Origin of the sequence: Pseudomonas sp. Pseusp97, assembly GCF_047304025.1 — a bacterium.
Taxonomy (GTDB): Bacteria; Pseudomonadota; Gammaproteobacteria; order Pseudomonadales; family Pseudomonadaceae; genus Pseudomonas.
The window spans coordinates 22,403-34,495 of sequence record NZ_JBGLYK010000005.1 but is presented as its reverse complement, the minus strand read 5'-3'; the positions used below and the strand labels follow the sequence as shown (position 1 = coordinate 34,495).

General features: G+C 63.6%; 9 protein-coding genes. 2 read left to right on the top strand and 7 right to left on the bottom strand.

Features of this window, described 5'->3' with window-relative positions; all coding sequences use genetic code 11:
- Window positions 1-32: 32 nt before the first annotated feature.
- From ACCC94_RS02110 to ACCC94_RS02080, 7 genes are all read right to left on the bottom strand, one after another.
- Window positions 33-1,220: a lipid-transfer protein gene (locus ACCC94_RS02110; RefSeq protein WP_413347815.1), complete on the bottom strand. Its 1,188-nt coding sequence runs from the start codon at window positions 1,218-1,220 to the stop codon at window positions 33-35.
- A gap of 103 nt (window positions 1,221-1,323) precedes the next feature.
- The gene (locus ACCC94_RS02105) at window positions 1,324-2,892 is read right to left on the bottom strand and encodes a long-chain-fatty-acid--CoA ligase (RefSeq protein ID WP_413347863.1); all 1,569 of its coding nucleotides are present in this window, start codon (window positions 2,890-2,892) and stop codon (window positions 1,324-1,326) included.
- Window positions 2,893-3,028: 136 nt separating this feature from the next.
- Complete coding sequence (locus ACCC94_RS02100; protein ID WP_413347814.1) at window positions 3,029-4,177, bottom strand: acyl-CoA dehydrogenase family protein; 1,149 nt, start codon at window positions 4,175-4,177, stop codon at window positions 3,029-3,031.
- A 17-nt stretch (window positions 4,178-4,194) separates the two neighbouring features.
- The gene (locus tag ACCC94_RS02095) at window positions 4,195-5,028 is read right to left on the bottom strand and encodes an SDR family NAD(P)-dependent oxidoreductase (protein WP_413347813.1); all 834 of its coding nucleotides are present in this window, start codon (window positions 5,026-5,028) and stop codon (window positions 4,195-4,197) included.
- 32 nt (window positions 5,029-5,060) lie between these two features.
- The gene (locus ACCC94_RS02090) at window positions 5,061-5,480 is read right to left on the bottom strand and encodes a MaoC/PaaZ C-terminal domain-containing protein (protein ID WP_413347812.1); all 420 of its coding nucleotides are present in this window, start codon (window positions 5,478-5,480) and stop codon (window positions 5,061-5,063) included.
- A 10-nt stretch (window positions 5,481-5,490) separates the two neighbouring features.
- On the bottom strand, window positions 5,491-5,931 hold the full coding sequence (locus ACCC94_RS02085; RefSeq protein WP_413347811.1) for a MaoC family dehydratase N-terminal domain-containing protein: 441 nt from the start codon (window positions 5,929-5,931) through the stop codon (window positions 5,491-5,493).
- Between the two features lie 33 nt (window positions 5,932-5,964).
- Entirely contained in the window at window positions 5,965-7,152 is a 1,188-nt protein-coding gene (locus ACCC94_RS02080; protein ID WP_413347810.1) for a lipid-transfer protein, read from the bottom strand.
- A gap of 279 nt (window positions 7,153-7,431) precedes the next feature.
- Between ACCC94_RS02080 and ACCC94_RS02075 the strand changes: the two genes are divergently transcribed.
- Together ACCC94_RS02075 and ACCC94_RS02070 are read left to right on the top strand one after the other, a co-directional pair.
- The gene (locus ACCC94_RS02075; RefSeq protein ID WP_413347809.1) at window positions 7,432-10,134 is read left to right on the top strand and encodes a LuxR C-terminal-related transcriptional regulator; all 2,703 of its coding nucleotides are present in this window, start codon (window positions 7,432-7,434) and stop codon (window positions 10,132-10,134) included.
- A gap of 141 nt (window positions 10,135-10,275) precedes the next feature.
- On the top strand, window positions 10,276-12,090 hold the full coding sequence (locus ACCC94_RS02070) for a DUF1302 domain-containing protein (protein WP_413347808.1): 1,815 nt from the start codon (window positions 10,276-10,278) through the stop codon (window positions 12,088-12,090).
- The last annotated feature ends 3 nt before the right edge of the window (window positions 12,091-12,093 follow it).

Sequence of the window (12,093 nt, the reverse complement as noted above, 5' to 3'; positions counted from 1 at the left end):
ACCACCTCCGTCGACCGGCGCACCGTGCAACTTCAATCGCGGCCGTAAAGAGTGACCACGCAAGCGCCGCCCACGCCGAGATTGTGCTGGAGCGCATGGCGCAAGCCCTCCACCTGGCGGGCAGCGGCGCTGCCGCGCAACTGGTGGGTCAGCTCATAGCACTGCGCCAGGCCGGTAGCGCCTAACGGATGCCCCTTGGAGAGGAGACCGCCAGATGGATTGGTGACCACCTGACCGCCATAGGTATTCTGACCGTCGTGAATGAATGCTTCGGCTTCTCCCGGCCCGCACAGGCCCAGGCCTTCGTAGGTGAGCAGCTCGTTGTGTGCGAAGCAGTCGTGCAGTTCGCAGACCCGGATATCGAGGGGATCGACTCCCGACATCTCGTACACGGCGTTTGCCGCGCGACGGGTCATGTCGACCCCCACCACGCCCATCATCGATGGCGGCTCGAAGGACACCTGGGCATCGGTGGTCAGCGCCTGCGCCAGGATGCGGACATCAGTGCGCAGGCCATGCTTCCTGGCAAAGGTTTCCGAGCAGACGATGGCCGCAGCGGCGCCACAGGTCGGCGGGCAAGCCATCAGCCGGGTCAGCACGCCAGGCCAGATCACCTGATCGTTCAGTACGTCCTCGGTGGACAGCACCTTTCTGAATACCGCCAGCGGGTTGTTGGCGGCATGTCTACTGGCCTTGGCGCGGATCGCCGCAAAGCTCTGCAAGGTTGTGCCGTAGCGGTGCATGTGTTCAAGCCCTGCACCGCCGAACATCCACAATGCAGCGGGAATCCCGTTGTCATTGGGCAGACACTTCTCGCCGGCAGCCTGGTGCATCAACCTCACCGGCGCGCGGTCCGGGAAATAGTCTTTCAGAGCCCCCGGCTCCATCTGCTCGAACCCGAACGCCAGGGCACAGTCCACCAGGCCGTACTCGACCGCCTGGCGCGCGAGGAACAGCGCGCTGGAACCGGTCGCGCACGCGTTATTGACGTTGACGACGGGTATTCCGCTCAGCCCGACCTCGTACAGGGCGCTCTGACCGCAGGTGGAGTCGCCATAGCCGTAGCCGGCATAGGCCTGCTGCACCAGGGAGTAATCCAGCCCGGCGTCCTTCAGGGCCAGCCGCACGGCCTCGGCGCCCATCTCGATATAGCTGCCGCTGGCGCCCGGCTTGGTGAAAGGAATCATGCCGACACCGGCAACGTAGGTCTTGCGGGACATGGAAATCTCCAGGGCAAAGGAAGAGCGCCGTCGCCACTGAAAAGCGACGGCGGTCGAATGGAACGGGGAGTCAGTCGCCCTTGGACGAAGGGCGACTCCGGGATCAGGCGATGCCGCGCGCGTGGCCTTCCCAGTGGCGCTTGCGCAATTCGTGCTTGAGCACCTTGCCGACCCCCGACAGCGGGAGCGCCTCACGAAACTCGACACTGCGCGGGCATTTGTAGCCGGCGATGCGCTCACGGCAGTGGCTGACCAACTCGGCCTCCTCCACCTGCCAACCGGCCTTGAGCACGATCACGGCGTGCACCGCCTCCCCCCATTTGCCGGAAGGAATGCCGATGACCGCACATTGGGCGACCGCCGGGTGGCTGGCCAGCGCGCTTTCGACCTCGGCGCAGTAAACGTTCTCGCCGCCGCTGACGATCATGTCCTTGAGTCGGTCGACGATGAACACGAAGCCCTGTTCGTCCATGTAGCCGCCGTCGCCGGTGTGCATCCAGCCGTCGCGCAGCACCTCGGCAGTGATCTCCGGGCGCTGCCAGTAGCCCAGCATGACGGAGGGGCCGCGGATGACGATTTCACCAACGATTCCTCGCGGAACTTCCTGGTCCTGCTCATCGACGATCCGTATCTCCACGCATGCCGAGGCGCGACCGGCGGAATACATGCGCCCATCGGCCTGATGTTCGGCACTGTGGAATTCGGGGAGGAGCAAGGTTCCGGCGGCGGTGGTTTCGGTCATGCCGTAGCCCTGGAAGAAGCGCGCCGAGGTGAAGCGAGCGCATGCCTGGTCGAGCAGTGCCGAGGTAATCGGCGAGGCGCCGTAGAGTATCCGGCGCACCTGGTGCAAGCAGTCCTGCGCCGGGCCCTGCGAGGAGGCACAGGCTCCCAGCAGCATCTGGATCATCGTGGGAGCCATCAGCAACTCGTTGACCCCATGGCGGCAGATGGCATCCAGGGCCGCTTCGCCGCTGAAAGCCGGCAGGACGACATGCACACCACCCGAAAGCAACAAGCCGTAGAGGCCGGAGAAATCCGCCACATGGAACATCGGCATCGCGTGCAGGTAGATCGACTCGCGGGTGAAGAAGCCTTCGCTTTGCGGCGCCAGGGCAGCAAAGGCGAAGTTCGAATGGCTGAGCATCACGCCCTTCGGAAAGCCGGTGGTGCCGCCGGTATAGAAGATGCCCAACAACTGGTCGCCGCCTCGCCGCACGTCCTCCATGGGACTCGCGCCGGCAATCAGGGCTTCATAGGAAAGCATGCCATCCGGCGCCGCGCCGTTGCCGGCATGTATGACGTGGCGAATGGTCTTTGCCTGTCGTGCTATCTGCTCGGCAGCATCGGCGAAGTGATCGTCGACGATCAGGATGGTCGACTGCGAGTCGTCCAGGGAATAGACGATCTCCGCCACGCTCCAGCGCGTATTGACGGGATTGAGCACGCCGTCGGCCCAGGGCACGGCGAGGCTGTACTCGATGTAGCGTTCGGAATTGCGCGAGAGCATGGCGACGCAATCGCCGCCTTGCAGCCCCAGCTCCCGGAGCGCTCCGGCGAGCCGGGCCACCCGCTCGCCCAAGTCGGCAAACGTGAGCTGGCGCTCCCCACAGATAACGGCAGTGGATTGGGGGCGCTGCTGCAACTGGCGGTGCAACCCCTGAGTGAAATACATACGAACCTCCGGTGTTGTTATTGGATTGGAGCAGTCCGGCAATGATTTCTGGCTCGTGTCCGCCGCTCACCGGCTCAATGGTCCGGCCAAGGCAGGCTGGCCCGAGCTGTTCCCGCGAACGACGGGCCGCCTTCGATCACAGCGAGCGAGCCACCAATTCCCGCTGGATCTCGTTGGATCCACCGTAGATCCTCGCAACGCGGGCATCGGCGTACATCCGCGCAATCGGATACTCGTTCATATACCCGTAGCCGCCGAAGAACTGAAGGCACTTGTCGAGTACCTCCGCCTGCCGCTCGGATAACCAGAACTTGCCCATGGATGCCAACGGCGAATCCAGCGTACCGTCCACCCAGCGCTGGATGATCAGGTCGCAGAAGGTGCGTGAGGCGGTGACCGTGGCCTTGACATCGGCCAGGGTGAAACGGGTGTTCTGGAATTCGAAGATGGACTTGCCGAATGCCTTGCGTTCCTTGGTGTATTCCAGGGTGAGGTCCAGGGCGCGCTCCATGTCCGCCATGCACTGGATCGCACAGGCGGCACGTTCGAACGGCAGTTGCTGCATGAGCTGGTAGAAGCCCTGCCCTTCGACACCGCCCAACACGCAGTCGGCCGGCACAACGCAATCGTCAAAGAACATCTCGGAGGTGTCCTGCGCGGGCAGCCCCATCTTGTCCAGGCATTTGCCGCGGCGGAAGCCCTCCGTCCGGGTGTCCACCAGGATCAGGGAAACCCCCTTGGAGCCCTTGGCCTCGGTATCGGTCCTGGCCACCAGCAGCACCAGATCGCTCAACTGACCGTTGCTGATAAAGGTCTTCGAACCGTTGATGACGTAATGCTCGCCCTTGCGCACGGCGCGGGTGCGGATGCTCTGCAGATCGGAACCGGTACCGGGCTCGGTCATCGCGATGGAGCAGATCACTTCACCGGATGCGATCTTCGGTAACCAGTGCTGTTTCTGTTCCGCAGTGCCACTGTCGAGAATGTAGTGGCCGACGATGTGGCTCAGCGAGACCCCCACGCCGGTCACGCCCGCGTACTGCAACTCCTGCAAGACGACGGCAGTATGGGCAGGCGAACCATCCGCGCCGCCATACTCCGAAGGGACGTCGGGCAGAATCATGCCCATCTCCCCCACTTCCAGCCAGGCCGAGCGATCACCCTGGTGCTGGGCCCGCCATCGATCCTCATGGGGTACCAGGCGTTGGCGGATAAAACGACGGACGCTGTCGGTGAACGCTTCCAGGTCGTCCGAAAGCCAAGGGGAACGGTAAGTCGATTGCATGGACGATTTTCCTCGAGTCAATTTACGGAGCCCAGACCACCGCTGCACACCAGAACCTGACCACTGAGGTAGTCCGATTCGGGAATGCAGAACAGGTACACCGCGTCGGCTGCTTCTTCCGGGGTGCCCGGTCGGCCCAGCGGGATCATGTGCTTGGACTGCTCGACGATCTGCTGGCTGATACCGACCTTGATTTCCCGACCGTCGATGGTCACGGTCTTCGCGGCACCGCCCTCGACCGGCTCGGTCAGGCGTGTCTCGATATGTCCATAGGCAACGGCGTTGACATTGACCTTGTGGCGGCCCCACTCCTTGGCCAGCGTCTTGGTCATACCGAGAATGCCGGCCTTTCCCGCCGAGTAATTGGTCTGTCCCGGATTGCCGGATGCCGCCAGCGAAGAGATATTCACCACCTTGCGATTGACCACCCGGCCTTCCGCCGCCTCGGTCTTGGCTGCAGCGGAAATCACCGGATAGGCCGCACGCAGGATTCGGAACGGCGCAGTGAGGTGGCAGTCGATGATGGCGTACCACTGCTCGTCGCTCATCTTCTGGATCACGTTGTCCCAGGTATAGCCGGCGTTATTGACGATGATGTCGACCCCGCCAAAATGATCCACAGCGGTCTTGATGAAACGCTCGGCAAAGTCGACGGCTGTCACGCTACCCACGCAGGCGATGGCGTCGCCACCTTCCTCGCGAATCTGGGCGACCACCTCGTCGGCCGGGGCCTGATCCAGATCGTTGACCACGACGCGAGCGCCATGGCGCGCCAGCTTGAGCGCTACCGCACGCCCGATCCCACGGCCCGAGCCGGTGACCAGGGCGACCTTGTTCTGCAGGTTCTTCATGCTTGCAATCCTATCAGTTGAGGTTCAGGCCTTCAGGCCAGAGCGATCAGGGCTTCGCCGAGAATCCTGGCTTCGCCGTACTGGTTGGCACACTGGACTTCCAGGCGTACGCACGACTCCCCGTTTACCTCGAGCTTTTCGACGACTCTGCCGCTCAGCTGCGGGATGTGCCCCAGCTGGGTGATGCCGACGAAGCGCACGGCCAATCGGCGGATGTTGCGCTGCGGTACCCACTGGGTGAGCAGGCGCCCCAGGTAGGCGGCGGACAGCATGCCGTGGGCAAATACGTCCGGCGCACGCGAGCGACGGGCAAAATCGATATCGATATGAATCGGGTTGTGATCTCCCGAAGCGCCGGCGTAGAGCGCCAGCATGCTGCGATCGAGCGGACGCAGCCTGAGCAGCGGAATGCTGTCGCCGACCTGGATGTCGCGGTATTGAGCAATGGACATGACAGACTCCTCAGCGCTGGACAAGGCTGGCGCGGATATCGGCGATGTGCTCGCCCCTCTGGTTGCTGACGCGCGTTTCCAGGACAACGAAAGTCAACGCCCCGCCTTTCTTTTCGTACACGTCGGCCACCCTGGTTTCGAAGGTCAGCAGATCGCCGGCGAAGGCCATCGCGTGGTAGTCGAACGCCTGTTCCGCATGAAGAATCCGGCCCAGATCGAAGCCCAGGACATCGGTGATCATCTCCTGCATGTCACGACCTTCGCTTTCCAGGCAGGCAAGGAAGGTCGGAGGCACTGGCAGCGTCGGGTAACCTGCAGCGCGGGCCGCCTCTTCATCGGTGTAGATCGGATCGGTTTCGCCGATGGCCTTGGCGAAGAAGCGCAAGCGGCCTTTCTCCACCTCCGCCGTGGTACGTCCGGTGCAGCGGCCAATCAGGCTCTTGTCTGCCATATCAGTACTCCCAACAGTCGCGAATGACGCGGCTCAACCGCGTCCATAAAGGGTGACGACGCAAGCTCCGCCCAGCCCCAGATTGTGTTGCAACGCGTGGTTCAAACCCTCGACCTGACGCCCCTGCGCATGACCGCGTAATTGCTGGGTCAGCTCGAAACACTGGGCCAGTCCGGTGGCGCCCAGCGGGTGTCCCTTGGAGAGCAGCCCGCCGGAAGGGTTGACCACTACGCGCCCGCCATAGGTGTTGTCGCCGTCCTCGACGAAACGCTCGCCGGCACCTGCATCGCAGAAGCCCAGCGCCTCATAGGTCAGCAGCTCGTTGTGGGCGAAGCAGTCGTGCAGCTCGCAGACCCGGATGTCCTCCGGCCCCACCCCGGCGGCGGCATAGACCTGCTGCGCGGCAGCGCTCGTCATGTCGGAGCCGACCAGGCTGATCATCGAAGGGGGGTCGAATGCGGCGGCGCGGTCGGTGGTCATCGCCTGCGCAAGGATGCGCACGTCGCTGCGCAGGCCATGGCGGCGGGCGAAGTCCTCGGAGCACAGCACCGCCGCAGCGGCGCCGCAGGTGGGCGGGCAAGCCATCAGCCGGGTCATTACGCCCGGCCAGACCACCTGGTCAGCCATGACCTCCTCCGTCGTAACCACCTTGCGGAACACTGCCAGCGGGTTGTTCGCGGCGTGACGGCTGGCCTTCGCCCGGATGGCTGCGAAGGTTTCCATCTTCGTCCCGTACTTCTGCATGTGTTCTCGACCGGCGCCACCGAAGAACATCAGGGCTCCGGGCATGCCACGGCCCTCCGGGAAGCTCTCGCTGGCCACTTGCGTCGCCTTGCCCAGCACCGGCGGACGGTCTTCGAAATTGCCCTTCAGCGCGCCGGCCTGCATCTGCTCGAAGCCCACCGCGATGACACAATCCACCGCCCCGCTGGCCACCGCCTGGCGCGCCAGGAACAGCGCGGTGGAGCCGGTCGAGCAGTTGTTGTTGACGTTGATCACCGGGATACCGGGCAAACCTACTTCGTAGAGCGCTGACTGCCCGCAGGTCGAATCACCGAAGACATAGCCGGCATATGCCTGCTGCACCTTTTCGTAAGGCAGCCCGGCGTCCTGCAGGGCAAGGCGTACTGCCGTGGCGCCCATTTCGATATAGGAAGCGCTCGCTCCGGGCTTGGCGAAGGGAATCATGCCGACGCCGGCAACACAGGTTCTGCGCAACATCGCTGTCTCCAGGATGGCTGGTCCGAATGACTGCCGACGCGCTGCACCCAGGGTGCAGACGCTGGCGGCTTCGATTCGATAGTCCCGGAGGCTCTCTGCATCCAGTCCCCCCCATTGGAGGGGGATTCCTGTTTGCCGGCCCCCTCATGATCTTGCGACACGGTGACGCGCTACGCGCTTTCGTCCGCACGATCACAGCAGGCAGGGCGCAGGCCGTACACTGCCTGTCGAGCGAAGCCCAGGAACAAGAGCAGCGGTTCCGCTCTAGGGAGCAAGGCCATGAACCACAGCACAGGCAAAGCCCTTCTGGTTGCCACGAAGTTCGCGCCCCCGCGACTGGGCGCACGCTCCGTGCAACGCGAGGCGCTGCTGAAATACCTGCAGCAAATGCGCGAATGCCGGCTGACGTCGCTGGTCGCCAGCGCCGGCTTCGGCAAGACGACGCTGCTGGCGCAATGGCGCCAAGCACTGCTCAAGGAAGGAGCGGATGTTGCCTGGCTTTCGCTGAGCATCGACGATCGACAACTTTCTACTTATTGCGCCTATCTGCAGAGCGCCATCGAGCAATTGGGAGTCAACCTGGATGGCAGTATTGCGCTCGATGTCACCAGCGGCGACGGACTGGATGAGCGCCTGGCGGAGATCGTTGGCCAGATCGCCGAGGTCAATCGCGAACTCTTCCTGATCATCGACGATTACCAGCATGTAACCGACCCCCGCGCCCACCGGCTGATGCAGAAACTGCTGGAACATTGCCCGGCCAATCTGCATCTCGCCCTGGCCAGTCGCATGGCGTTGCCGCTGAGCCTGGGGAAGCTGCGGGTGATGGGCCAGGTGGTGGAAATCGACGGCGACAACCTGCCCTTCGGCCATGCGGAAGTCCGCCAGTTCTTCGATAGCAATCTGACCGGTGTGAGCCTCAGCAGCGACGAGTTGCACCAGATCAACGAATTGACCAACGGCTGGCCGGCGAGCCTGCAGCTGATACTGCTGATGCTCAAGAACAACCCCGACGCCCGCGCCCAGCTGCGCGACCTGGCGTGGAAGTCGGACGACCTGCAGGCCTACCTGTCCGAAGACGTGATGCAGCATCTGCCGGGCGAGCTCGCCCAGTTCATGGAAAGCCTGAGCCTGTGCCGGCGCTTCAATGCCGCCCTGGCCACCGAGCTTACCGGTCGCGACGACGCGCTGGAGCTGCTGCGGCGGATGGACGAGGAGAACATCCTGACCTTCCGTGTCGATACTCCGGACCGCAGGAGCTGGTATCGCTTTCACCCGCTATTTGGCGAGTTCCTGACCACGCGTCTGAGTCGCCGGGGGGAGTCGGTCATCATCGAGCTCCATCGACGGGCCGCTCGCTGGCTCGGCAGTCACGGGCACCTTGCCGAAGCGGTGCGCCATGCTCTTCAGTGTGGTGATCATGAACTCGCGGCAGAATTGGTGGAGCAGGTCACTCGGCGGCCTCTGGAGATGGACTACGTGCGTCCGCTGCTGCGGCTCCTCAACCGGCTGCCTCGCGAGGTCCTGCTCAAGCACCCGAACCTGTTCTGCCTGTATTGCCTCTGCTACGCAGTAAGCGCCCAGCCAGAGAAGGCACAAGCCTATCTGGACCAGCTCGATGAGACAGATCTCCACGCAAACGCAGCATTGCGACACAACCTGCCCCTGATGCGCGCCGCCATAGCGGTGCAGCAGGACGAAACCGATCAGGTCGTGCAATGGATCAAGGATTACGCGCCACTCCCCTCGGACCACGCCCTCGTGCGGTACATGCCGCTCACCCTGATGAGTCAGGCCTACGCCGGAGAGGGCCGTTTCGACGAGGCCATGACCTACTTCGATAACTTTCCCATCGCCCTCGACCATGACGACGAGGTCGCTCTGCTCAGCGAGAACGCACGGCTACTCTGCTTGTCACTCCAGGGCCGCACACGCGACGTGCAGATGAAAGCCCCCGACCTGCTGGCTCGCGCCATTTCCCTGTACGGCTATGGCTCGGTCGCCAGTGACTTGTGCGCCGCCACCGTGGCAGAAGCCTATCGGGAACAGAACCGACTCGACGATGCGCGTGAGACCCTGGCCAATCGCTTTTCCATCATGAGCTCGATGCTGCCCTCGATAATGCTTCGCACCACGCTCTGCCGGGCCCGGCTGAACCTGCTGCAGGAGCCTGCTACCCAGACGCTCGTCTTCCTCGAACGCCAGGAGCGGCACTTCCTGCGCTCCGGCCAGGAGCGCGTGGCAGCACACCTGCAGGCCGAACAGGTAAGGATCGCCGTGGAGCTCAAGGACACTGCCCTTGCCGCCTCCATTCTCGAGCGCCTCGACGGCCTGGCGCGCCGTCATTCCGATGCGCGAGGCTTTCGCGCGGAAATTCCGGTCCAGGCGACGCTGGCCAGGGCACGCCTGCTACGGGCCACCGGCTATCCCCAGGAGGCGCTGGCTGCCCTTGAGCTCGTCGCCGATTTTGCCCGACGCCGCTCATCAGGGCAGTTGCACGTTTCCGTGCTCCTGCTCATGGCGCTGGCTCAGGACGACCTGCGCCGCCGCTCCGATGCCGAGGGCAGCCTGCTTCACGCCCTGCAGCTGGGTGACGCGCTGGGGCTGGTGAGAACCTTCCTGGATGAAGGCAAGCAGGTGCAGAAGCTCCTGCTGCGGCTGCCTCCCATTGCGCAGGATGATCCTTCCTGCGCTTACCTCGAAAGCCTTCTCCGGCATTTCTCTCTCCCCGCGCAGGCGGGACTGGAGGACGCTGACGGAGCAGGCACCACCGCTGCAAGCGCCCCCTCGACACCGCTTACCCCGCGAGAAATCGCCATTCTGCAACTGATCGGCGAAACCATGTCCAACAAGCGCATTGCGCTGACCCTGAACATTTCACTGGAAACGGTGAAATGGAATCTCAAGAACATCTACGTGAAGCTGGGCGTTTCCAGCCGCTACGACGCCCTCTCGTGGGCCCGCAAGCACCGCGTCGTCTGAAGTTTCCTTTTGCAGATCCCCTCCTTGCATCCCCCCCCACCCGAGGGGGGATGGCTCGCCGGTGTCCGACGTAGCTTCGGTGAGGCAGCCTGCTGCTGATCGAGAACAACAAAAACCACCGAACGCATTCGGGAGCACTTCATGACCTCACGTTCTACCGCACGGCCACAGCCACGTCTGCTGATGGCAGCGATCGCCGCAGCCATCGGCTCGCCAGCCCTGGCCGTCGACTTCAACATCGGGGAGATGGAGGGAAAATTCGATACGTCGTTGACCATTGGCGGCAGCTGGTCCACCACCAGTCCCAATCCCAACTTCATTTCGAACTACAACTCCCAGGGAGCCACAGGCAAGGCCGCTTCCCGCACCGCCGACGACGGTCGTCTCAACTTCCGTTCCGGCGAGAACTTCTCGACCCTTTTCAAGGGCATCCACGACCTGGACCTCAAGTACGGCGACAGCGGCGCCTTCCTGCGCGGCAAGTACTGGTACGACTTCGAACAGGCCGACGGCCACCAGCACTTCTACGACATCGACGACCGCGGCCGCGATGAAGCGGCTCGCAGCAAGGGTGGCCGGTTTCTCGACGCGTTCATCTACCACAACTACAACCTGGGCGACCTGCCGGGCAACGTGCGGCTGGGCAAGCAGGTCGTGAACTGGGGTGAAAGCACCTTCATCCAGAACGGCATCAGCTCGATCAACCCCCTCGATGTCGCAGCGCTCCGCCGCCCCGGTTCGGAGGTCAAGGAAGCCCTGGTGCCGGTCAACCTGTTCTATCTCTCCCAGGGGCTGAGCGAGAACATCACCGCCGAAGGTTTCTACCAGATCGAATGGGATCACACGGTGGTCGACAACTGCGGCACCTTCTTCGCCGTGGACGCCATCGCAGCGGGTTGCAACGACCGCCTGGTGGTCGCCGGCGAGGACAAGGCGCCTGGGCAGGCCGCGAACACCGGCGGCCCGGCCACCCTGGTGCGCGGAGGCAGCGACGATGCCTATATCCCCCGCGACAAGGATCGCGACGCCCGCGACGGCGGCCAGTACGGCGTGGCGCTACGCTGGTTCGTGCCGGAGTTGAACGACACCGAGTTCGCCGCGTACGCGATGAACTACCACAGCCGTTCGCCGATCCTCAGCCTGAAGACCGCGACCAACCTCGCCAACCAGCTCACCGCCATCCGCAGCGCGCGCTACTACATCGACTATCCGGAAGACATCCGCCTCTATGGCCTGAGCCTCGCCACCAACGTGGAAGGCTATTCGCTCGCCGGCGAGCTGAGCTTCCGGCCGAACATGCCGCTACAGATCAACACGGCTGACCTGAACCTCGCCGCACTGGGGAATCGCGTTTCTCCCATTTATACCAGCGGGACCCAGTCGCTGACCCGCGGCGCCGATATTCCAGGCTACAAGCGCATGCCGGTAACCCAGGCGCAATTCACGGTCACCAAGCTGTTCAACCAGTTGCTCGCCGCCGAACGCCTGACCCTGGTCGGCGAGGTTGGCTACAACCACATTGGCGGCGTCGGTGACGCCGACGGCACCGATATCCGATTCGGCCGCAACCCGGTCTTCGGCCCCGGCGAGCTGACCAACCAGGCGGTCTGCGCCGGTACCGCCGTGGGCACGCCCAACGCCAGCAACCCGCAGCAGGAATGCAACAGCAACGGCTTCTACACCAGCAATTCCTGGGGCTATCGGATGCGTGGGCAACTCGACTACCCGAACGTCTTCGCTGGCATCAACCTCTCGCCCAACCTGGCGTGGTCGCACGACGTGAACGGCACCGGCCCGAACTTCGAAGAAGGCGCCAAGGCCGTCAGTGTCGGCCTCAACGCCGACTACCAGAACACCTACACCGCCAGCCTCAACTACACCGACTACTTCGGCGGGCGCTACAACACCCTGACTGACCGGGACTTCGTCGCCCTCAGTTTCGGCGTCAACTTCTGATCG